The sequence below is a fragment of the Paenibacillus baimaensis genome (genome assembly GCF_025567575.1).
The window spans coordinates 73900-95927 of record NZ_JAOQIO010000006.1; the positions used below are offsets into that span (position 1 = coordinate 73900).

21 protein-coding genes are annotated in these 22028 nt (G+C 47.5%); 3 read left to right on the forward strand and 18 right to left on the reverse strand.

The genetic code is table 11. The annotated features are described in order from the left end of the window. Positions 1-4: 4 nt before the first annotated feature. Together OB236_RS01495 and OB236_RS01500 are read left to right on the forward strand one after the other, a co-directional pair. Positions 5-1639: a bacteriocin maturation protein gene (locus tag OB236_RS01495; protein WP_262682312.1), complete on the forward strand. Its 1635-nt coding sequence runs from the start codon at positions 5-7 to the stop codon at positions 1637-1639. Then, positions 1636-3579 (forward strand): TOMM precursor leader peptide-binding protein, encoded by a 1944-nt coding sequence (locus tag OB236_RS01500; RefSeq protein ID WP_262682313.1) that lies wholly within the window; start codon positions 1636-1638, stop codon positions 3577-3579. Before OB236_RS01495 ends, OB236_RS01500 begins: the two co-directional genes overlap by 4 nt. Before the next feature lie 77 nt (positions 3580-3656). Here OB236_RS01500 and OB236_RS01505 read toward each other — a convergent pair whose 3' ends face one another. From OB236_RS01505 to OB236_RS01560, 12 genes are all read right to left on the reverse strand, one after another. Next, on the reverse strand, positions 3657-4073 hold the full coding sequence (locus OB236_RS01505; RefSeq protein WP_076229762.1) for a J domain-containing protein: 417 nt from the start codon (positions 4071-4073) through the stop codon (positions 3657-3659). A 131-nt stretch (positions 4074-4204) separates the two neighbouring features. Next, on the reverse strand, positions 4205-4930 hold the full coding sequence (locus tag OB236_RS01510) for an SDR family oxidoreductase (protein WP_262682314.1): 726 nt from the start codon (positions 4928-4930) through the stop codon (positions 4205-4207). A 28-nt stretch (positions 4931-4958) separates the two neighbouring features. After that, a complete protein-coding gene (locus tag OB236_RS01515) occupies positions 4959-5615 on the reverse strand; it encodes a ThuA domain-containing protein (RefSeq protein ID WP_262682315.1) in 657 nt (218 codons plus the stop codon). Positions 5616-5651: 36 nt separating this feature from the next. Further along, on the reverse strand, positions 5652-6350 hold the full coding sequence (locus OB236_RS01520) for an SDR family oxidoreductase (protein WP_262682317.1): 699 nt from the start codon (positions 6348-6350) through the stop codon (positions 5652-5654). Continuing rightward, positions 6347-6859 carry a VOC family protein gene (locus tag OB236_RS01525; RefSeq protein ID WP_262682318.1) on the reverse strand — a complete coding sequence of 171 codons (513 nt, stop codon included), beginning with the start codon at positions 6857-6859 and terminating at the stop codon, positions 6347-6349. Before OB236_RS01525 ends, OB236_RS01520 begins: the two co-directional genes overlap by 4 nt. 36 nt (positions 6860-6895) lie before the next feature. After that, entirely contained in the window at positions 6896-7357 is a 462-nt protein-coding gene (locus OB236_RS01530) for a VOC family protein (RefSeq protein ID WP_076229757.1), read from the reverse strand. A 328-nt stretch (positions 7358-7685) separates the two neighbouring features. Continuing rightward, positions 7686-8555: a carbohydrate ABC transporter permease gene (locus OB236_RS01535; protein ID WP_262682320.1), complete on the reverse strand. Its 870-nt coding sequence runs from the start codon at positions 8553-8555 to the stop codon at positions 7686-7688. Position 8556: 1 nt separating this feature from the next. After that, on the reverse strand, positions 8557-9516 hold the full coding sequence (locus OB236_RS01540) for an ABC transporter permease (protein ID WP_262682321.1): 960 nt from the start codon (positions 9514-9516) through the stop codon (positions 8557-8559). 65 nt (positions 9517-9581) lie between these two features. Further along, on the reverse strand, positions 9582-11111 hold the full coding sequence (locus OB236_RS01545) for an extracellular solute-binding protein (protein ID WP_262682322.1): 1530 nt from the start codon (positions 11109-11111) through the stop codon (positions 9582-9584). A gap of 101 nt (positions 11112-11212) precedes the next feature. Beyond that, entirely contained in the window at positions 11213-13012 is a 1800-nt protein-coding gene (locus tag OB236_RS01550; protein WP_083689203.1) for a sensor histidine kinase, read from the reverse strand. Then, entirely contained in the window at positions 13009-14022 is a 1014-nt protein-coding gene (locus tag OB236_RS01555; RefSeq protein ID WP_076229753.1) for a response regulator transcription factor, read from the reverse strand. The genes OB236_RS01550 and OB236_RS01555 overlap by 4 nt, the downstream gene beginning before the upstream one ends. A 307-nt stretch (positions 14023-14329) precedes the next feature. Then, entirely contained in the window at positions 14330-14857 is a 528-nt protein-coding gene (locus OB236_RS01560; protein ID WP_262682324.1) for a YfiT family bacillithiol transferase, read from the reverse strand. 345 nt (positions 14858-15202) lie between these two features. Here OB236_RS01560 and OB236_RS01565 point away from each other — a divergent pair, with 345 nt between their 5' ends. Further along, positions 15203-15328: a YjcZ family sporulation protein gene (locus tag OB236_RS01565; protein WP_218639008.1), complete on the forward strand. Its 126-nt coding sequence runs from the start codon at positions 15203-15205 to the stop codon at positions 15326-15328. A 226-nt stretch (positions 15329-15554) separates the two neighbouring features. Here OB236_RS01565 and iolB read toward each other — a convergent pair whose 3' ends face one another. The 6 genes from iolB to iolE all read right to left on the reverse strand — a co-directional run bounded on the left by iolB (position 15555) and on the right by iolE (position 22011). After that, entirely contained in the window at positions 15555-16367 is an 813-nt protein-coding gene (gene iolB / locus OB236_RS01570; RefSeq protein ID WP_262682326.1) for a 5-deoxy-glucuronate isomerase, read from the reverse strand. Between the two features lie 96 nt (positions 16368-16463). After that, positions 16464-17507 carry an inositol 2-dehydrogenase gene (iolG, locus tag OB236_RS01575; RefSeq protein ID WP_076229749.1) on the reverse strand — a complete coding sequence of 348 codons (1044 nt, stop codon included), beginning with the start codon at positions 17505-17507 and terminating at the stop codon, positions 16464-16466. Then, positions 17504-18382, reverse strand: a complete 879-nt coding sequence (gene fba / locus OB236_RS01580) for a class II fructose-1,6-bisphosphate aldolase (RefSeq protein ID WP_076229748.1) — start codon at positions 18380-18382, stop codon at positions 17504-17506. The genes iolG and fba overlap by 4 nt, the downstream gene beginning before the upstream one ends. 141 nt (positions 18383-18523) lie before the next feature. After that, entirely contained in the window at positions 18524-19969 is a 1446-nt protein-coding gene (locus OB236_RS01585; protein WP_262682327.1) for a CoA-acylating methylmalonate-semialdehyde dehydrogenase, read from the reverse strand. Positions 19970-19999: 30 nt separating this feature from the next. Continuing rightward, a complete protein-coding gene (gene iolC / locus OB236_RS01590) occupies positions 20000-21010 on the reverse strand; it encodes a 5-dehydro-2-deoxygluconokinase (protein ID WP_076229746.1) in 1011 nt (336 codons plus the stop codon). Between the two features lie 98 nt (positions 21011-21108). Next, positions 21109-22011, reverse strand: coding sequence for a myo-inosose-2 dehydratase (iolE, locus tag OB236_RS01595; RefSeq protein WP_262682328.1), 903 nt, complete (start codon positions 22009-22011; stop codon positions 21109-21111). Positions 22012-22028: the final 17 nt, after the last annotated feature.

The following is a 22028-nucleotide window of genomic DNA, read 5'->3' on the forward strand; positions in this document are numbered from 1 at the left end:
TGATATGAAAAATTCTGAATCGTTCGTCCCCTTAAAACCATATCTCCATACCAAGGTGTTGGCGATAGGCTGCGGTCCTTTTTTGGTATCTTTGGCTGACGCGTTGCTTGAATCAGGATGGCTCCGTTTCCACATACTAATTACTGAATCCGTACCTACTGATCGTGAACAGCTGAAGGAATTGGTCGAGCATGCTCGTTTAACAGATCCTATGGCAGTCATAGAAGAACTTTGTCTGGATAGCAGCGGGAGAACTGAATGGCACGAGACAGTCGCACCCTTTCATTCGATTTTGTACGTCTCGCAGGAAACTCATATCGAAGAACTTCGGAACTTGAATGCGGTTTGCAAAGTACAGCAGAAACTGCTGCTGCCGGCATTCTGTATACAGCAAGTAGGACTGGTTGGGCCGCTCGTCCATCCGGACATGGAGGGCTGCTGGGAGTCTGCGTGGCGTCGGCTCCACCAAGCTGTTCTTGGCAGTACCCACCTCTCGTCTGACTTCTCGTCCACGGCAGGAACCATGCTGGCGAACGTCATGGTGTTTGAGTGGCTCAAAGCGTTGTCGGGAGCGACTGAATTTTCAACGCAGCAGGCTTTCTTTTTACTTAATCTAAATACGTTGGAAGGCGATTGGCATTCATTTGTACCCCATCCGCTCGTTACTGGACTCCTTACAGCCCCTGATCGTACATCTTATGTAAAAGAATTCGAAATTCCCGATGTGCTGACTAAGGAGGAAAGAGAGCCCTATGGATGGTTTCCCTATTTCAGCAGACTAACCTCATCCGCAGCAGGGATTTTCCATACTTGGGAGGAAGGTGATTTGGGGCAGCTGCCGTTGGCACAGTGCCGTGTTCAGGTTGCTGATCCTCTCTCGGAAGGACCAGCCAAGCTGCTGCCTGATGTGATTCGCTCAGGTCTGACTCATGAGGAGGCACGACGGGATGTAGGACTAGCCGGGATTGAAGCATATGTAAAGCAATTGTCTACTTTACTCACTCCAGAGCTGCCTCCATACCCGTATGCTCATGAAAATGGGGCTGCAATTCAGCCGTTTGTTGGTATCGGAGCGGGTGAAACGGTCGCAGAAGGAGTGTGCCGCGGGCTGCTGATTTGCTTGACTGACACATTGACCAAATCGTTGATCAACCGGAAACCTCTTATCCGTCAAGTGCTGCCAGGTAACGTCGAAGATGAACGCTGTAAATACTATTTGCAGGCATTGACCCTTATACAGGGAGCGCCGACGATCGGTCTCGGTATGGAATCGTACGGCTTTCCTGTTGTATGGGTCGGTATAAACGGCCTTTGGCATGGTCATGTAGGCTTGAATACGACATTGGCCTTAAGAAGCGTGCTGCAGCAAGCTCTGCTGTTCGCAACAAGCACACAACTGATACTCCCGCCGTCAGGACTCGTAGCAGCATCTGTGATACTGGAAACAAAAGAACCTTCCCACCTGATCATTCCTTCCACACAAGAGAGAACATCATCTGAAATCTTGGCTGCTGCCTTGCAAATCCTGAAACGCGATAGCAAGCGACTGCATGTGATGGATATGGCCAATGAGCCTTTTTTGAAAGAAGGGCTTGTAGGGGTTTGGGGCGTTCTGGTGAGAGAGGAGGATTCTCGATGAAATCTGTCATCGCGATTGTCGGAGAGGGAAGGCTTGCGGACCGCGTGTACCGGAGAATGTCTCATTCCTATTCAATCGTCCTCCTGAATGATTTCAAGGAGAGGATACCGGAAGCGGCACAATTGGTTGTTGTTCTGCAGGATGAAGCCAGTTCTTTCTTGATTAACGAAATCGAACAATTGTTGCAGCCGACAGGCATCCCCTGGATCAATGTCTGTGTTCTTGGTGATGAAGGTGTGATCGGACCCTTAGTACGACCCGGCTCACCTGGATGCTCGTTATGTGCGGACACGCGTTATCAGATGGCAGGACGCAATTTGGAAATGTCCGAGCAGCAGCTGAAAAAATTAGTTTACGGGGGCGGCCCCGATGAATCCAGCATCTCGCTTGGTGGCTTGTTGCACATATCCTGCCTAATTGAAGCAGAAGTACAGAGAGTGCTGCAGGGTAAGCTGGCTCTCACGGAACGTCGAATCTATCTCGTTAACTTGATAACTTTGAAAAGCTCCATACACCCTTTTTTACCCGACCCCCTATGTCCCGTGTGCGGTCAATTACCCGATGATTCTGCTACGATAGCCCGAATTAAGCTCCAGCCAAGTCCTAAGAGCAGTCCCGATAGCTTTCGTTGTCGTTCGGTTAACGAAATGAAGGATGTATTAATCAAAGATTATTTCGATTCCCGAACCGGACTTTTTAATGTATATCAGCCAGATCTTGCTTCACCCTTTGCTGCTGTCCATGCCAACCTTCTCTTGTTTGCAGGAGACGAGGTGACAGCAGGCCGCACTCATTCCTATGTGACCAGCACGCTGACCGCGATATTGGAAGGATTGGAGCGATATTGCAGTCAGGCACCGCGCGGTAAACGAACCGTAATTCGTGACACCTATCACAATCTCGCAGAGCAAGCGCTCAATCCGGTTGATGTAGGTGTGTATACAGATGAGCAGTATACGCAGGAGGATTTTCCATTCCAACCGTTTCATCCGAACCATCCCATTGACTGGGTCTGGGGCTATTCGTTTATGCAGGAACGTTCGATTCTCGTTCCGGAGCTGCTGGCGTATTATAGTGTGACTTATGGTGAAGGCTATGTGAATGAAGCCTCCAACGGATGTGCGCTTGGCAGCAATATGGAGGAGGCTATTTTGTATGGAATTCTGGAGGTTGTGGAGCGTGATTCGTTCCTGATGACCTGGTATGCACAGCTTCCGGTACCACGTCTTGATCCCTATTCCACTGATAATAAGGAATTGCGCTTAATGGTCGACCGTTTGCGGGCGGTTGCAGGGTACGAGGTTCAGTTGTTTAACATTACAATGGAGAACGGAATTCCGTCTGTGTGGGCATTAGCGAAGAACACCAGGCCAACGGGAGCGAATCTCGTATGTGCAGCTGGCGCTCATCTGGATCCGATAAGAGCCGCGATAAGCGCTATTCATGAACTCGCTGGCATGATCGGGTCGCTTAGCACGAAGCTGGAAGCCGACCGCGAAACCTACCTGCATATGCTCGAAGATTCCTCCCAGGTTCGCCAAATGGAGGACCACTCCTTATTATACGGCCTGCCGCAAGCGGAGTCGCGCCTGCGATTTTTGCTCGATAACCATCAGCCCTTGCAAACGTTCGCTGAAGCGTTTAAGCAGGTAACGATCCCACACACAGATTTGACAGAGGATTTAAAGGACATTCTTATGGTGTTCAAAAGATTGAAGCTGGATGTTATTGTCGTCAATCAGACAACACCCGAAACATTACGCAACGATTTGCATGGTGTGAAAGTGATCATTCCGGGCATGCTGCCGATGACATTCGGACATAACCTTACCCGCTTATCAGGACTAGAAAGAGTACTGCGTATACCAGCAGAACTTGGGTATTTGAAGCAGCCTCTTACATTGGAGCAGCTTAATCCATATCCGCATCCATTTCCATAAATTTATAAATGCTTCTACAAGAAAAAGCCGCTCATCTTTGATGCGGCTTATTAACTATTTATGTGATTAATTTGTATTTATTTCTTTCCTGCGTGCTCGGACATCGGTAAATCTGTCGGGGAATACACGCCGATATTGTTCGTTCCTGCCTTGAAGGCCCAATATAACTCGGTAACCCCTACACCTACAGCGAATATGAACAGCACGAGTACAACCGAATACGTAATCTCCATCATATAATTGTCCCGAACATGCTGAACCTTGTCTTTCCATCCCAGCTCACGAAAAACAACCGGCTGCAGCGGCGCATACCCGATTAAAAAGCGGTACGCTTCATTAATTTTAGCAAAAATAGGCTCCCCAGGGGATGGCTGCTCATCAGCATCCAGGTATTTGTACCTCTTCATCAGAAAAAAATATCGGTCCTCAATTTCCTTCTCAATTGCGTCCTCGGTAAGGCCAAGTACCGCGCATGCCTGTCTGCGATCCTGCATAATTTTCCCTCCTTTTGATTTAAAGGTTCTGCAATCAGAAGGGAAATTATGCAAGGGAATATGTAAAAATTTACTGTACAGAAAAAATCACCTGCATGCATCATGTCAGGTGATCCTCTATACATATCTGATTAACGATACCAAGGGGTTACCGTTATATTATCAATATGAACGCGGGGCGGGAGATTAACCAGATACACAACGATGCTCGCGATATCATCGGTCTTTAGCATCGTGGAGCGCTCTTCCTGTGTGATCGGCTCGGTTTTATGATTCCAGATCGTACTGTCCACGGCTCCGGGGCTAATGGAAGTCACCCTGACTCCGGTACGTCTATTTTCTTCGATGATCGTTTCGGTTAAAGCTCGTGCGCCATATTTGGATGCCACATACAGCCCATTCCCGGAGCCGCTTCGAAATGATGCCGTTGATAAAATATTAATAACGTATCCCATATCCTGTGACTTCATCACAGGGATGACTTCACGACACATCAGGTAAGTACCTGTTAAATTAATATCGATCATCCGGTTCCATTCTTTAACATCCGTATCCTGAAGATTCTGTTTCTCACGCATGCTGATCCCGGCCGAATTAATGAGGATATCGATACGTCCATAGGTCGACATGACCCGCTGAATGGCATGGTGTACCTCCTCTTCGCTCCTCACATCCGCTTGAATTCCGGTCACATGATCCCTATACTGGGGGTCAACTGAATCCAGAGCCTGCTTCAAGTTATTGGCATCCCGGGAGACCGCAGCAACAAAAACCCCTTCGCGTAGCAGAGCGTGCATAATAGCCAGCCCTATTCCTTGACTCCCACCCGTAACCAAAGCTACTTTATCGTGAAACATAGACGTTTCTCCTTTGCTTCATCCTTAGTCACAGTACAGCCTGAACCGAGCTTCTGAGCAGCTCAATCATACTATCGTGAAGCAGCCCCTCTTTGTTATGCGCCGGAGTTATGCAGCAAACCTTTCCTTGACCTGACGTATGCTGCCAGCCCGCAATCGAGCTGCCATCGATGGATTCCGATCTCAGAAAAACGCTCGTATTGGCTTCATCACAGCTAACGAAGTAGTGCTCATCCATAATTTCGAATGAAATTTCCTTTGAGGTCCCCTGAGAGTTGTCTGAAGGAACCTTACCGTTATACTGAACCATTTGATTTTTGGACGGATGGGAAATAAAATAACCGCGCAGCATGCTCACAAATGCCGAATCGGGCGGATAAGAGGCTAAACCCGAATGCCAGTTGAGGAAGCCTCCTCCCTCTTCCACATAGCGGACAATAGCTGCCGATATTGGCTCCGTTAACCAATGCTGGACGATTTCATCCTTGGGATTAACCCTGTCTTCCTTGAAGAGAATCACTGCCGCCGGTTTTGTCTGCAGCCGCTCCATCAGTTCCTCAGCCGATATGTACTCCAAAGTATAGGAGCCGCTGTCCGTAAGAGGCTTTATTGCCAGGTTCAGAGCTTCCCTGATCGGTTCCTCGGCATGGTAATAATCTCCAACGATTGCATAAATAAGCTTCATTTACTGTTTCCCTCCATCCTTGCCACAAGATAAATGTTAGATCGGCATCGGTTCGCCTTTAAAATTAATGAAATAGTGTTCAGGAGCAATCTCCTTTTTCATTTCCACAATATCCAGAATGCCGATAGCGCTTTCCAACGGATCTCCAGGAGCTTTCTCTCCGCCCATATCTGTTTTGATCCAGCCCGGATGCAGCGCATACACGCGGATCTCTTTGGCTTTCACATACTTCTTCAACTGCTTGGAAAACATATTGATCGCGGCTTTGGAGAGCGCATACGGATAATCCCCACCATAAGCATTGGACAAGCTTCCAGCTTCAGAGGATATGTTCAGGATGATCCGTTGGCCACCGTCCGGCATCAAGGGCAGCAAATGTTTGACTACCCGCATCGGCCCATACAAATTGACCTCAAAGCTTTGTGCAACATCATCCAGCGAAAGGGTTTCAAGTGTTCCCCCTCTGCCGAGCAAGATTGCAGCGCTGTTGACGATTGCATCTACAGCTTGATTGTCCGCTCGCAGCGTTTCTGCTAACCGGGCAACCGTATCTTCACGGCTGACATCCAGCTCTACAGCCTTGATTTGGCCGGGGTAACGGTTGATCAGCTCAAGCAGCTGACCATCAGGACTTGCAGCGCGAATACCAGCGATAACATTGTGGCCCCGCTGCGCCGCTATCGTCGACAGATGAAAGCCGAGACCGCGGTTTGCACCAGTAATGATTATATTCATGCTGACTCACCACCTGCCTGCGGCATAACGGGTGTATTCAGTGGTTTGCCCAGCTCCTGCAGACCCAGGGTTACTCCCAGCTTGGCGATTGTATCAAAATAGCTGTATCGACCACTTCCGTATTCACCTTTATGCGTCAGCGGATAGCCCTTACTTTCTACAAAATCAATATGCTGTTCAAAGCCAGGAACGGTGAACGTTATAAAATGAACCCCTTGGCCTTGCAGCTGTTTGAACTCGTTCCAAGGACCCGGCTCATCATAAGCTTCCAGCAGTTCCACAGTCACGGGTCCCATTTGCAAGTTGGCCAGCTTCACCTGTCCGCGGATGAACTTACCACGATACCACGTATATCCGCTTTCCGTGTGCTGAGGCACACGATCCGGATCAGGAACCCGAATCTTTGGCATCTCGATCCCGAACAGCTCTGCATAATGCCTGGCTGCGTCTTCGATGTCGTCTACAACAATTCCGATTTTCACCAGATTATGATTCTCTATATGCTCCATATACCCGTAGCCTCCTGTTTATATGATATATACTGGCTAGTTTTTCTTGTCATTTTCCAGCAGCTCAATAATGATCTTGAGCGGCTCCAGCGAATCGATATAAGCATATCTTCCGCCTGTATATTCGCCTTTTTGCACGAGAGGCATTTGGTTGCGATCCAGCTTTGTGACGATCTCCTTCATGCCCTCGATCCTGAATGCGATATGATGTGGACCTTCTCCATGCTCATCCAAATATTCACGCCAAGTGCTCGGATGCTCATCTGGTTCAATCAGCTCCAGCTGCAGCGAGCCCATTTTGAAAAATGCCAGCTTGGCTCTCGCTTCCGAGCGTTCTCCCCGATATTCCGTTTCAGCTACATCTACAGCTCCGGTTATTGCCCAGCCTGGATTTTCCACTCCAAAAAAGTCGGCATACGCCTGTGAAGTCTTCTCAATGTCATGAACCAATATTCCGATTTGTGCTATGACGTTCGTGCCGAGCAAGTTTTTTTCCATTTTGGTTAGCTCCTTTAAGGGTGGGATTAAAAGTATGGTGAATAAGAGTCGCTACGCGGTCAAGGTGTTCCTTCGATTGCTGTTGTTCCCCTGTTTTCAGATTGTATAAAACATTTAGCGGTAAAAATCGGGGAACAAAGGCACCGCTGCGCTATCTCCGGAACACCCTGACCACTCCACTTAGTATTCACCGTACTTTTTTGAGTGTAGTAATTTAGGGCACTCTGAATACGTCTTTGGTATTCATCGTACTTTCATATAGTGATCAGGACTCTGTAAGACGGATGAATTTGGGGGAATATTATCCTTACAGATGTAAGGCAAATCCCTAGCCTTTGACCGATCCAAGCAGCATTCCTTTGTTAAAATACTTTTGCAGGAAAGGATATACGACCAGCAACGGGGCCGCTGTGAACACAACCGCAGCCATTCGTACAGCCGGGCTGAATTCCAGACCTTCCACGGACGCCCCCATATTTTCACTCGGTTGAATCAGCATTTGACGGAGGAACACTTGTATAGGCAATCTATCCGATTGGTTAATATATAAGAGGGCGCTGAAGTACGAATTCCAATAATCAACCGTATAAAATAAGGTAAAGGTTGCGATTACCGGCATCGATAGTGGAATCACAATTCTCCACAGCATACCGAATTCCGAGCAGCCATCGATTCGTGCCGACTCCTCAATTTCCATCGGGAAATTTTGGAACGAACTGCGAATCACAATCAGATTAAAGGGGGCAATCGCTCCAGTTAAGAATAAAGCCCAATAGCTGTCAAGTAAGCCCAAGCCTCTTACAAGCAGATAGAGCGGGATCATACCTCCACTGAACAGCATCGTGAACAGAACGAGGAAATTGAGAATTCTGCGTCCCTTCAACCAGGTTTTGGATAATCCGTACGCCATTAAAGTCGTAAGCACCATGCTAATGGTCGTTCCTGTAGCTGTGATTACAACCGAATTTTGAAAAGACTTGAGAAAATTGCGGTTTTCCATCAAATAGGCATAAGCGTTAGTCGTCCAAACCTTCGGTATCAGAAAAAAGCCTCGTGTTAAAATTTCCTGCTTCGTGGCAAAGGAAGCCAGCAGCACATACAGGAATGGAACCACAGCTATCAATACAATCAGAACCAGCAAAGAAAAAACGACAGTTTGGTATACAGGAGCCCTACCTCTGAAATCATGTGCTTTCATCTCAATAGACCCCTTCCTCTCCGACTTTCTTAGCTATCCGATTAGCACCAATAATAAGACACAGCCCGATTACCGATTTGAACAGCCCAACTGCTGTTGTATAGCTAAAGTCTCCCTGCACGATACCAGTACGATAGACAAAGGTATCGAATACATCTGATACTTGCAGGTTCGTTGGATTTTGCATCAGTAAGATATGTTCAAAGCCGGTATCCATTAAATAGCCGACCCTCAGGATGAATAGAATAATGATGGTCGTTCTTAATCCAGGCAACGTGATATGCCACATTTGCCGCCAACGGCTCGCCCCGTCAACAACGGCTGCTTCGTATAACGTGGGATCGATGGAAGCAAGTGCGGCGAAGAAAATAACCGCACTCCAACCAGCCTCTTTCCATATGCTTTGAAATACATACACATAGCGGAAATATCCACGATCCGTAAGCAGTTGGATCGGGTCGAAGCCCCATTCCATTAACAGCTTGTTGACACCACCCTCTTGTACCGAGAACAGCAGAATCGTAATACTGACGACGATAACCCAGGATAAAAAATGCGGGATGTACACGACCGTTTGCACAATTTTGCGAAACCATGCCTGCCTGACCTCATTAAGCAATAAAGCAAGCAGGATCGGAGCCGGGAAGAACAGAAATAAATTCATCCCACTCAGAATCAGGGTGTTTTTGAGCAGCAGCGTAAAGTCCTGCTCCCCAAACAGCTTGCGAAAGTTATCAAGGCCTACCCAATCACTGTTAAGAAATCCGTCGAAGGGATCAAACGACTGGAATGCAATCAGGACCCCACCCATGGGGATGTATTTAAAAATGATAAAGTACAACAATCCCGGGAAAATCATCAGATAGAGGGGAATCCCCCGTTTCCAGGCACGGTTGCTCCTTTTGTTCTTAGCCAATGAAAGGGTGCCCTCCAGCTTGCTCTCTGTACTTATCGCTTTCATACATCATTGTCCTTTCCTTAGCATGATGTCAGCTTGATCCTCTTCGGGACAGGCATGCTCATTGCTTATTTCGTCAATTTATACTGTTCGTTCATTTCAGATATAATATTGTCTCCGCCATTTTTCTTCCATGCATCTACGGCTGCTTCGATAGCATCCACAGGTTTTTCACCCATAATGATCGCTACCATCTCGCTCATCAGCTTCTGGTCAAGCGTAGCTCCCGATTTGGTAGACGTTTCCGAGAATAGCCCTGCTCCTTTGTCAATCACTGCATACTTCTTATTCACGTCGAACAGAGCAAGCACTTTTTTCGGCTTCTCCTGATCCTCCCATGGTCTAACAGTGTTAAGCGGATCAAGCTTATGGAAGAACCAGAAGTTAATCAACATCGGACGATCTGTTTCGAATGCCGGAAGCACCTCGTATTTCTCACCGGTTTTCTTGTAGTGAATACCTTCTACTCCGTAAGTGATTAGTGAATGTCCTTCAGGTGTGACCATATAATCCATTAACGCCATAATGCGTTCCTGCTTCTTCTGATCGATCTTGGCATTAATAACAACCTTATTGGTTGTGGCATAAGTCGTATTCCCTTGAAGTCCTGTAGGACCCTTCGGCGGTACTAGCTGAACTGCTTGCGCGGTAGGCACCAGCTTTTGCAAATTCGGAAGGCCTGTATCATAAATATTGGTGGCAGGAACATCCGTAAATCCAACCTTATTGGCCTCAAATTTGAAATCCGGATCTTGTCCTTTATTGATAGCAAAATCCTTATCGAGAATTCCATCTTTATACATTCTGCTCATGAAACCCAGGAAATCTTTCAATTCCTTCGTTTGTGCCTGCCATGGAACAATAGCACCGTTCACTTCTTTCCAGCTATTAGCGAGTCCAAAGGCAAACCGGATCGGATCGGCAGCACGACTGAAGCTTCTGTTATTCTGGATCGCAATGGAGTAACCTATCGTATCGTCTTTGCCGTTACCGTCCGGATCGTTTTTGGCAAAAGCCTTGGCAACCTCATACAGCTCATCGGTCGTTGTCGGAGCTTTTAAATTAAGCTTGGTCAACCAATCCTGACGAATGAATAAGGTTTCCCGGGATTCTGGAGTCCAGTTCGGTAAGGCATAGATTTTACCTTTGGGATTACCGATAGCATACGTTTCCATCGGTATTTCCTTCGTTAAATTCGGATAGTTTTTGAGGATCGGCGCAATGTCGAGAAATACGCCTTTATCGCGCCATTTCAAAAACTCAGCGCTGTTGATTCTGAATACGTCCGGGAACGAATTGGACGCCGCCATAACCCCTAATTTTTCTACATAGTTGTCGGATGGAACCCATTGGATTTTCAAATCAATGTTCAGCTTTTTATTTAATTCATCGATGACCGGATGTTTGTCTGACCAAGCACCGCCTTCATAGGCGATTGACATCATGTTAATGCTGATTTTCTCACTAAATGCGTTAGCCGGCTTGCTATCTGCGGGTTTGTCTACGGCTGCATTCCCACTTGGAGCCCCTTGCGAGCACCCTGTAACGATGCTGGCAGACAGTGTAATTGCGGCGGATATTTTCATCCATTTAACCATTCTACGTTCCCCCTCAGGCAATATGAATCTTACATAACTAACATACTGCATGTTGAAAGCGAATACATTATCTGATCCTATGATTTCCGGTTCAATCTTACTTACTCGAGGTGAATCGGTATTCGAATCGATACAACAGCACCCCGTCCTGGGAACGAGCTCAGCTTGATGCCATATTTATTGCCATACTGCAGCACCAGCCTCGCGTGAACATTGGCTAACCCAAGTGAATCCTGCTGCGTGTAATTTTGCTCAACTGTGGTCGAAATCATCTCCAGCTGCTCAGTAATTCTTTGTAATTCCGCGTCCGCTATTCCGGGTCCGTTATCCGCGACCTCGATGATCAGATCGCGCCCTTCATCGTACGCACTAACTATGACGACACCTTCCCCGCCTCTCGGCTCAATCGCATATTTCACGGCATTTTCCACAATGGGCTGAAGAATGAACTTCACAACGCGGCAGCGGATAAACTTTTCATTAATAAAATAGCGACTCTGGAAATGCTTCGGAAACCGGACATGAATAATATCCAAATATTTGCGAAGCTGCCCCAGTTCCTCCTCCAGATATACTTCCATATCCGTGAATTGGGCTGTATAGCGGTACACATCGGCCAGATTGCGGGCCATTCTCTCGATTACTGGTACCTTTTCCAGATAGGCCATACTCGTAATGATGCCTAACGTATTGTAGAGCAGATGCGGATTGATTTGATTTTGCAGCGCCTTGATTAAGGTTTCCTTTTGCTTCAGCAGCGCCTGCATTTCCTTCAGCTGCAGATTCGAATTGGTTACAATCAGCTCATCCAGCCGCTTGACCATAATATTAAAGCTGTGAAACAGCTGCTGCAGCTCGTCCTGGCCGGGTACTGATTCCGTTTGCACGCTCAGATCCCCCTTGGCTACCTGTCTCATCAAGCCTCTTAAGGTAAGGATCGGATCGACAAAACGATTGGACAATAATGGAACCACCAGGATGACGAGGCAAGTAATTATAGCGAGCACCAGCAGCATCGAAATTCTTGCCGAGCTTAAGCCTACCGCCACTTCTGCAAAAGGGACTAAGGATACGATTCGCCAGCCGGTTACAGGTGAAAGTGAGCTGCCAATCAAATAATCGTCTCCATGAAACCGTTGAATCGCGGTCTCTCCCTTATCCGGAATCTTCAGGCCTGCAAGCTCAGTCTGTCTCTTTTGAAGCCCGTTCAATTCCTCATTCGGATGGTACACAATAGAATCGTCACCCGCCAAAATAAAAAATATCCCCGACTTTGCCAGCTGCGAGCTTTTGAACGCACGATCTATTTCCTGCAAAGAGATGTCTACTGCCAAAGTCCCGATCAGTTCTATCGTTTCCTTATCATAGATCGGCAGCAGTACGGACATGACCGGTCGCCCATAAGCTCCTTCATATTTGGCTGTATGAGTTGGAAGAATAATAATATTCGGGGATACCGGCCTGCCATACCAAGGCTCGTCTTCAAAACGATCCAGCTTGCCAAAATACTGTGCCATCGACACGATCTGATTCGACTTGGAAATAATGAACATGCCCTGAATCTCCGAATAATTCAGAGCCAGATATCTCCTCAGCTCCTTCTCCACATTCTGCTTATCGAGATTGGTATAGCTTTTGCTGATCAGCCATTCCTGAATCGTATCATTCTGGATCAAGTACTGCGTGGACTGCTGAAGCTGCTGATAATAGTAATCGAGATGGTAATTCAAACGTGCTGTCGCCTCATTGGATATATTAAAAAATTCTTTTTCAACCGCTTTGCTGTAATAATAATTGGACAGCAGTCCCAGCAGCAGAACCGATAATACACTGACACTGAGAAAGGCGAGCACCATCTTCATTTTGATCGAAAATTTCCGCAGCATCACGAAGGCTCTCATAGGCCCATTCTCTTCCTATATTCCACTGGGGTAATCGTAACAATTTGTTTGAAAATCCGGTTAAAATAGGGCAGTGAGGAATAACCGACCATATCGGCGATTTCATATATTTTCAAGTCAGGCTCCTGCAGCAGCTCCTTGGCTTTACGAATCCGAATCAGGTTCAAATAGTTTAAACAGGTCTGGCCTGTCGTTTTTTTGAACAGCATACTAAAATGAGAAATGCTCATATGTGACATCTCTGCCAGGCGCGCCAGAGCAAAATTCTCAAAATAATGAACATCCATATATTCGCATACCCGTTTAATCGATGCATTACCGCTCTGATCCGCATATTGGGGATAGATCAGTATCCATGCTTGTATGAGGTCTGTAAAGTGCTTACGAATCGCCTGCTCATCCTCAGTTGCTAAGGACATATGCGTCTGCTGCGTGCCAAATGCTTGCAGCAGTTCGTTCAATTTGGACGATAAAATAGCGAATACGCTCTTGCGATAGCTTGGGGTAGTCAGCTTGAGCTTGAAGATGGCTGTTAACAAATTGTTCAGCTCGGATTGTACGGTGTGTCGGCTCATTTCTGGCAAATGCTCGACAAACTTTTGGATATTAAGTACACCTTCATGGATTTCGGACATGCCCTCCAGCCGTTGGATGGATCGCTTCAGAGCACCGTGCAGCTCCTCCTCATCAAGCGGCTTCAATAAATATTCGGTGACTCCATAACGCATGACTTTCTTGGCATACTGAAAATTATCGTAACCGCTTACAACAATCGTAACGATAGGTAAATGAGCCTGATCGATTTTTTCACATAACCAAAGACCGTTTTTGTGAGGCATCATAATATCTGTGATTACGATACTCGGCCAATGCTCCTGAATAAAGCTCCATGCCTCATCCCCATTCCCTACTTCGCCCGCAACATTAAATTGAGGTGCAAGTCGCTCGACCATTTCTGCAACTGCATCACGAATCCATATTTCGTCTTCAGCTATCAGCACCTGAAACATATAACGAAACCTCCTAAGAGCGTTCAAAAGAACGCTAGCATCGTAACCATTCATCATTCAACGCTACATCGCAACCAACTGGTATTTCTCAACGCCGCTGTGTACAACATGCTGTAATACCCATATCCTACTACCGGAATTGTGACTTGTCGATACATTACATATAGGTAACTGACTTGGGTAAATTAGGTTGAAGATGTACCATTTGCGGTGAAAATGACACAAAAAGCCGTATCCCACACAGCCATCGGCCAAGCAGAATACGGCTTTTTACGACAATAAGCACTATGATATATTTCAATGAGGCTTATATCCAGCCCATACGTTCTTTGAGTGAATCGATTTGTGCGATATGATGCCGCCCATGCCAGGCGTATCTTTGAGCTGCGATATCCAGCGTCATGATACCATGAGTCGGACTTATCAAAGTACGCTGAAATTGTTCCGGTGATAATGAACGAAGCAAGACAACAAATCGCTGATGAAGCGACTCCAGCAGTATCAATGACGTTTCTATTGGCGCTTCTTTATAGTCGCTTAACTCAGCCCATAATTCTTCGCGATAAGAACCTGCAACAGGGGCTTCCTCTGTTAAAGCTCTTTTAAAACGAATAAAAGCATTCATATCGTTATCGGCCACATGATGCACGACCTGTTGGGTATTCCAGCCGCCAGGCCGATAAGGTACCAGCAGCTGCTCAGCATTGAGGTTCTGCACCGTCAGTCGAAGCGCTGTGGGAATATGAGCGATGTCCTCCATCCATATGGCACGGTGCTCTGAGGTTGGATGCATCTCCGGTTTAAATGTACCCAAGGGATAAGACCATAAGTCCATACTGTCACCTCTACAATCTATTGATTATGGATCTCATCTTCATTACAGAAATGGTTTCCTACTATTTACACAGTGTACAACTTTTCAGTCACCGAATGCTAGCTACGCGTTTAGGCTGCCCATAAGGAAATAGACGATCCCATAAAGGCAACCGTCTATTTTGGGAGTAATCTATGGGATTGTATGGGAGCCGTTGGCGTTGTCTCCCACACCATAGCTTATGTAAATCTATCAACCATGGAACGACTTGTTACTCCCTACCAAACACACATTTTCCATGAGTCCAATCCGTAAGCCGCTAACCAACATAACATACAGAAGGTTAAATGGAAGGGGGTTGGAACTATGGGATATGGCGCTGGTCTTGGTGTAGGTTGCGGTAGTTGTGCTGGCTTTGGTTTGGGAACAACTACAGGTGTTATTCTTGTTCTCTTCATTCTGCTTGTTATTATTTCGAGAACATTCATCTAACATGAACCTGTAAAATGATATCACTCATCAAGACAGCAACCATAAAAGGATTTGATTCCTTTATCGGTTGCTGTCTTTTATAGCGTGATTGGGAACATGATCAATCGTGCTTTCTATCTTCTTCAATATCTTTCAAAAAAAGCATCACTGTCAGCTTCTGCAAGCTGCACAGCGATGCTTCATGGGATGAATCATCAGTGATATTGATATTCAACAACGTATAAAATTAACGTGGTTTAGGCATGAGCCATGCATGATCAGGATCATTATGAAACTTCCAAATCCGGTTGGGTCCAGCCATTACATTCAAGTAATAAACCTCATAGCCCGGAGGCGCAGAAACCGGATGATAGCCTTTTGGCACCAGCACCGTCTGGCCGTCTTGAACAACAAGCGTCTCATCTAGCGAACGGTCGTCTGTATAGACACGCTGGATCGCAAAGCCCTGCTCCGGCTGGACATGGAAATAATAGGTTTCCTCCAGCAGTGACTCATCAGGAAGTGCATCCCGGTCATGCTTATGTGGTGGATAGCTCGACCAATGACCACCTGGCGTAAATACCTCAACGACTAACAAGCTATCGGCCGGCTCCTGCTCTGGCAAAATATTATGAATCTGCCGCTCCATGCTGCCAGAGCCACGGGTTTCTGCGCCTACTTGATCAGGTCCGATTAAACGCGCCGTATGATTGCCATGTCCTGGTGCTGAGCATATCGCTAATTCTACCGCAGTCAACGCACGAACCTCGTAATGATCAGCGTTGGGCACATATACGGAATAAGGACGTGTCTTTTCAAATACACTCATCCGCTGCCCAATTCCCTCCCATGCCTCATTATGGGTAGCTACATCCGCTTTTCCACTGAGCAGTACCAGGCATACCTCCTGATCTCCGGTTTCGCGTTTCACAACCTGACCCTCCGACAGCTTCAGCACTTCAAAACCAACATATTCCCAACCGGCCGATTGAGGTGTAACCGTTAAAACGGTCCCTTCAGCGTTAGGTGCCTGCTCCGGCTTAACTATCAATTTGGACATGGTGGATCCCTCCTAAAAGCTTCCGTAGGAAGCTGACTTCGTAAGCATAAACTTCAAGTTTTCGTTAGAAAACTACTTCGTAAGCGTCATATCAATTTATTCCGATCTCAACGGCTGAATAAGCAGATTTAGCGCTTCACTTACCTTTACGGGACGGCCCAATTGGCTGGACAGCTTGGCAGCTAATGCAATTCGCTCCGCCTGCAGGCCATCATTGCCTTCAACCGGCAGCGGCTTGTCGTTGACGATACAATCAATGAACATTTGTGTCTCTTCCACATAAGCGGCGTTATAGCGTTCCAGGAAAAAATGCAGCGGTTTGTCACGTGTAATACCATCCACCGTGCTGATTTCTACCGTGGTCGGATGATCGTTGGAAGCCGCTGTGCTGCCTTTGGATCCAAATACCTCAACCCGTTGATCATACCCGTATACGGCTTGGCGGCTGTTGTCGATAACGCCGAGTGCTCCATTCGCAAAACGAAGTGTAACAATAGCCGTATCCACATCGCCATGCTCGGCAAATACAGGATTGATTAACACGTTACCGATCGCATGTACTTCCTCAACCTCACTACCCGACAGAAAACGGGCCATATCAAAATCATGAATCATCATATCCATGAAAATCCCGCCAGACACCTTAATATAGTCCGGATGCGGCGGATTCGGATCGCGCGAAGTAATTTTCACGATATGCGGCTCACCGATCAAACCTCCCTGCACATGCTCACGAACACGCTTGAAATTGTGGTCGAAACGGCGATTAAAACCGATTTGCAGCTTCACTCCAGCTTTGCGTACAGCTTCGAGCGCTTCCTCCGTTTGTCGAATGTCCATACTCACCGGTTTTTCGCAAAAAATATGCTTGCCAGCCTCAGCCGCCTGCTTGATAAGCGGTACATGTGTATCTGTCGAGGAGCAAATAAATATCGCGTCAATCTCCGGATTAGCAATGACCTCATTGCTATCGGTAGTGACAATAGCGATTCCCCTCTCGCTAGCCCAAGCTTGCAGCTCGGGGCCAGCGAACAAGTCGCTTACAGCTACAATTTCCGTTTCTGGCAGTCTTAGCAAATTATCGGCATGAATTTTGCCAATACGCCCTGCGCCAATGATCCCAATTCTGATTTTCTTCATGATGCACTCCCTCCCGCTTTACCTGAACTTCCGAATAAACGAATCTTTTCTTGTACCTTTGCCTGAATGGCTGCTTTCGCCGGAATCAGGTAATTACGTGGATCATAAGCAGCCGGATTGTCGTTCAAAAAGCTGCGAATCGCCTCCGTGCAGGCCATTTGGTTATCCGTATTCACATTGATTTTACTCGTTCCAAGCGCAATGGCCTGACGAATTTCCTCATCCGGTAAACCGCTTCCCCCATGCAGTACGAGAGGCAATCCGGTCAGCTTTTGTATTTGCCCCATTCGTTCAAAGCCAAGCTTCGGCTGGCCGCGATAAGGACCGTGCACAGAGCCAAGCGCTGGTGCCAAACAATCAATTCCCGTAGCACGAACAAGCTCCACACAATCCTCAGGTACTGCATACATCCCATCGGCATCATCAACCACAAGATCGTCCTCGCGGCCGGTAATCCGTCCAAGCTCCGCTTCTACCGTAGCACCAAGTGCATGTGCTGCCTGCGTAACCCGCTGTGTCACATCGATATTGTGCTCAAGCGTATGATGTGAGGCATCGATCATGACTGAGGTAAAACCTGCATGGAGCGCCCGGATGCAAAGATCATAGGTGGAACCGTGATCCAGATGAAGCGCTACAGGAACGGTGATATCATAATGTTCGATCAGCGCTTTGACCATACCTGCAATGCAAGGGAGACCGCCCATATAAGGAATATAAGCCTCGCTGACACCCAGAATAACAGGTGCACGCTCCGCTTGAGCTGCCTGCAGAATGGATTGCGTAAACTCCAGATTATTTAAATTAAACTGCCCCACCGCATATTGTCCTTCCAATGCCTGCAGCAGCATCGTTTTCATGGAAACCAATGTCATGTGAATCAACTCCTTCGGTAAAGCTTGCTTCAACTTTTGCTGTCAAATATCTGTGCCGTAATAGTTTATTGTACCGACGAGACGAGGCGAACAGGCTTCTACGCGAGGTTCCACCTGTTCACACCGTTCATCGGATAGCTGTTACCAACGGGCAGTAACCATTTTCTTGCGTGTATAAAACTCCACTCCATCTGTACCGTTGGCGTGAAGATCGCCATAAAACGAATTTTTCCAGCCCGAGAACGGGAAGAAAGCCATCGGCGCAGGCACACCCAGATTGATCCCCAGCATGCCGGATTCGATCGTTTCGCGGAACTGACGAGCACTGCTTCCGCTTTTCGTAAACAGGCAGGCGCCATTGCCCAGCTCCGAGCGATTAGCCAATTCTACAGCTTCCTCCAATGTAGCGACTCTGACAATAGACAATACAGGAGCAAAAATTTCATCCTCCCAAATTTTCATCTCGCTCGTCACCTGATCAAAAATCGTCGGCCCGACAAAATAGCCTTTGCCGCTTGCAGCCTCGTCCTTACGGCCATCACGAATGAGCAGCGCGCCTTCATTTTCGCCAGTTTCAATATAGGATAAGGTACGCTCCTTATGAGGTCCGCGAATCACGGGACCGAGGAACACACCGTCGTTCATCCCATTGCCAATCGTAAGCTGATTAGCAGCCTCGACGAGCTTGTTCACCAATGTATCACCAATTTCGCCAACGGCTACGACGACGGAGCAGGCCATGCAGCGCTCTCCCGCTGAACCAAAAGCAGCATTAATAATTTCTTTTACCGAGCCATCCAGATCTGCATCAGGCATCACAATCGAGTGATTTTTTGCGCCAGCCAACGCTTGTACGCGTTTGCCATGGGCAGAGGCAGTTTTGTACACATACTCGGCTACCGGCTGTGAGCCTACAAACGAGATCGCGCGAATATCCTTATGCGTCAGCACCCCATTAACCACATCACGTGCGCCATGAACAATATTGAATACACCATCTGGCAAGCCAGCTTCCTTAAACAGCTCTGCCAACCGATTCGCCAACAGCGGCGTACGCTCAGAAGGCTTCAGGATGAACGTATTACCGCAAGCGATTGCCAGCGGAAACATCCAGCATGGAACCATCATTGGAAAGTTAAACGGCGTAATTCCGCCAACGACACCTACAGGATAGCGGTACATACCCGATTCCAGGTTGGAGGCTATATCCGGAAGCTGTTTGCCCATCATCAGGTTCGGAGCACCGGCTGCAAATTCCACGCATTCAATACCGCGCTGTACCTCGCCATAAGCCTCATTGTAGCTTTTACCGTTTTCCTCTGTGACGAGAGCAGCCAGCTCCTCCCAATGCTCGACCAGCAGCTGCTGGTATTTGAACAGAACGCGTGCCCGGCGAGGAACCGGTGTGCGGCTCCACGTTTTAAAAGCTTCTTTTGCCGTTTGTACCGCTAGGTCCACATCCTCCAAAGTAGAAAGTGGAACATATGCCAATATTTCTTCTGTTGCCGGATTGTAGACGGGCTCGCTTTGTGTGGAAACGGACTCGACCCATGCGCCGTCGATCCAGTTTTTTAAAGTTTGTGCCATGTTAGTTGTTCTCCCCTCTGATATTAAAGCTTAAGATGCCGTAATTTCGCCGCGGTTGCAGCGTTCGATATAATCATGCACGGCTTCGGCCGAAGGCATCGCATCCGAGCAGCTGTGGCTGGAAATAACGATACACGCAGCCGCGCTGCCGAATTCCATACTTTTTTCGAGTGTCCATCCTTGCATAACGCCATATAAAAAGCCTGCCGCATAAGAGTCGCCGGCACCGAACGTTTTGACTACCTTGGCTGGAAAGCTCTGTGCCCGGTGTCCTTCACCGTCCTTCGTGTACGCAATCGAACCGTCCTTGCCGTGCTTGATGATCACGATCTTGGCTGAGTAATCAAACCATTTGGATGCAGTCACATTATCGCTATGCTCCGGATTGGCCTCAAATCGCTCCATCATATCAAACTCTTCACGAGTACCTAGAATAATGTCGCATTTCTCTGCTGCCAAATTGTAATAAGCGGCTGTTTCTTCAGGCGACACCCATGTGTAAGGGCGATAATCCAGATCGAATACGATGACCGCACCATGTTTTTTGGCATACTGCAGCGCCTGGAATACAGCCTCTCGCGATGGACTTTGAGCAAGTGCCGTTCCTGAGATCAGCAGCACCTTCGCCTGCGCGATGATATCTTCCTGAACCTCTTCGGCAGTCAACCGCAAATCAGCCGCATTATCACGATACATCAAAATGCTGCATTCTGTCGGGCTTTTGATTTCTGTAAAAGCAAGCCCCGTCACCGCACCCGTATGGTCCGTCACAACGTTCGTCGTGTCAATGTGATTTTTTTGCAGGTAATCGGCAATAAACCGTCCCATTTGATCATCGGCAATTTTTCCGATAAAAGCGGTTTTTAACCCGAATCGCGACATCCCAATCGTAATGTTGGCCGGAGAGCCTCCCACATACTTGGTGAAAGTCATTGTTTCTTCCATCGGTCGATTAATTTCGTTAGCGTTCAAATCGATACACAGCCGCCCGATTGCTGTAAAATCCAGTGATTTTCCGGTTGGAAACGTAACATAGGTCATAGCTTGATTACCTTCTTTCCTGGTCATTGTTTTCAGCACTAGCTTTCTTATTGGCTTGATTCTGATTCGTTTTATGCTTACTGGCTTTTGGCTTATTATCATTTTTTGATGATCAAGGACTCCATATGCTCCAATGCTTTCTTGGCATACTTATATGCGGGATGTGCTGCCGGGTCCTGCTCTCCTTCAAGCATCGCCCATCCATCGTAACCACGTGCCAGCAGCTCATTTAAAATCGGTCCAAAATCGAGACATCCGTCACCGGGAACGGTGAACACGCCTTTGCGAATACACGTAACAAAATCGACTTGTTCGGCACGTGCCTCATCCAGCACCTCCTGGCGAATATCCTTGAAATGAATATACGCAATACGGTCATAGTGCTTGAGCAGAACCTGCAGGGGATCAGCATCTCCGTAATAAGCATGACCCGTATCATAGAGCAGATATACCTTAGTAGGATCGGTCAGCTCCATCAATCGATCAATTTCTTCCGGACTTTCCACTGCGGTTCCGCCGTGATGATGATAGGTCAGCTTTAAACCATACTCCTGAGCAATGGCGCCAGCTGCATTCAAGCCTTCGGCGAGGCTCTGCCAGCCTGCTTCATCCAGCCGCAGCACCTCCTTTTCGTTCGGTGTGCGACGTGGGTCAAAGTGCAATGAGCCTCCAACCTCGCAGGTGCTGATCACCGTACTGCCCATTCCATGTAAAAATTCCACGTGCTTACGGTAAGCGGCCAATTCCGATTCCCGGTATGCCGGATCAGAAAACAGCACCGATTTCCACTGTGATACGAGCTGAATCCCACGCTTGGACAGTTCCTTCTGCAAAATTTCCGGATCTGTCGGGTACTTGCGGCCCATTTCCGTTCCTGTCAGACCCAGAGCCTGAATATCATCCAGAATTTGCTCATAGGTCGTATCGTCACCGTGCTCCTTAACGTCCTCGCCTACCCAATTGATCGGATGGATGCCCAGCTTAAATGGCAGTTCCAGCATGCACAAACTCTCCTTTT

What these genes read in the sequence shown, in the direction of transcription:
- OB236_RS01495 (WP_262682312.1), top strand. Translation starts at nt 5, where the DNA reads ATGAAAAATTCTGAATCGTTCGTCCCCTTAAAACCATATCTCCATACC.
- OB236_RS01500 (WP_262682313.1), top strand. Translation starts at nt 1,636, where the DNA reads ATGAAATCTGTCATCGCGATTGTCGGAGAGGGAAGGCTTGCGGACCGC.
- OB236_RS01505 (WP_076229762.1), bottom strand. Translation starts at nt 4,073, where the DNA reads ATGCAGGATCGCAGACAGGCATGCGCGGTACTTGGCCTTACCGAGGAC.
- OB236_RS01510 (WP_262682314.1), bottom strand. Translation starts at nt 4,930, where the DNA reads ATGTTTCACGATAAAGTAGCTTTGGTTACGGGTGGGAGTCAAGGAATA.
- OB236_RS01515 (WP_262682315.1), bottom strand. Translation starts at nt 5,615, where the DNA reads ATGAAGCTTATTTATGCAATCGTTGGAGATTATTACCATGCCGAGGAA.
- OB236_RS01520 (WP_262682317.1), bottom strand. Translation starts at nt 6,350, where the DNA reads ATGAATATAATCATTACTGGTGCAAACCGCGGTCTCGGCTTTCATCTG.
- OB236_RS01525 (WP_262682318.1), bottom strand. Translation starts at nt 6,859, where the DNA reads ATGGAGCATATAGAGAATCATAATCTGGTGAAAATCGGAATTGTTGTA.
- OB236_RS01530 (WP_076229757.1), bottom strand. Translation starts at nt 7,357, where the DNA reads ATGGAAAAAAACTTGCTCGGCACGAACGTCATAGCACAAATCGGAATA.
- OB236_RS01535 (WP_262682320.1), bottom strand. Translation starts at nt 8,555, where the DNA reads ATGAAAGCACATGATTTCAGAGGTAGGGCTCCTGTATACCAAACTGTC.
- OB236_RS01540 (WP_262682321.1), bottom strand. Translation starts at nt 9,516, where the DNA reads ATGAAAGCGATAAGTACAGAGAGCAAGCTGGAGGGCACCCTTTCATTG.
- OB236_RS01545 (WP_262682322.1), bottom strand. Translation starts at nt 11,111, where the DNA reads ATGGTTAAATGGATGAAAATATCCGCCGCAATTACACTGTCTGCCAGC.
- OB236_RS01550 (WP_083689203.1), bottom strand. Translation starts at nt 13,012, where the DNA reads ATGAGAGCCTTCGTGATGCTGCGGAAATTTTCGATCAAAATGAAGATG.
- OB236_RS01555 (WP_076229753.1), bottom strand. Translation starts at nt 14,022, where the DNA reads ATGTTTCAGGTGCTGATAGCTGAAGACGAAATATGGATTCGTGATGCA.
- OB236_RS01560 (WP_262682324.1), bottom strand. Translation starts at nt 14,857, where the DNA reads ATGGACTTATGGTCTTATCCCTTGGGTACATTTAAACCGGAGATGCAT.
- OB236_RS01565 (WP_218639008.1), top strand. Translation starts at nt 15,203, where the DNA reads ATGGGATATGGCGCTGGTCTTGGTGTAGGTTGCGGTAGTTGTGCTGGC.
- iolB (WP_262682326.1), bottom strand. Translation starts at nt 16,367, where the DNA reads ATGTCCAAATTGATAGTTAAGCCGGAGCAGGCACCTAACGCTGAAGGG.
- iolG (WP_076229749.1), bottom strand. Translation starts at nt 17,507, where the DNA reads ATGAAGAAAATCAGAATTGGGATCATTGGCGCAGGGCGTATTGGCAAA.
- fba (WP_076229748.1), bottom strand. Translation starts at nt 18,382, where the DNA reads ATGACATTGGTTTCCATGAAAACGATGCTGCTGCAGGCATTGGAAGGA.
- OB236_RS01585 (WP_262682327.1), bottom strand. Translation starts at nt 19,969, where the DNA reads ATGGCACAAACTTTAAAAAACTGGATCGACGGCGCATGGGTCGAGTCC.
- iolC (WP_076229746.1), bottom strand. Translation starts at nt 21,010, where the DNA reads ATGACCTATGTTACGTTTCCAACCGGAAAATCACTGGATTTTACAGCA.
- iolE (WP_262682328.1), bottom strand. Translation starts at nt 22,011, where the DNA reads ATGCTGGAACTGCCATTTAAGCTGGGCATCCATCCGATCAATTGGGTA.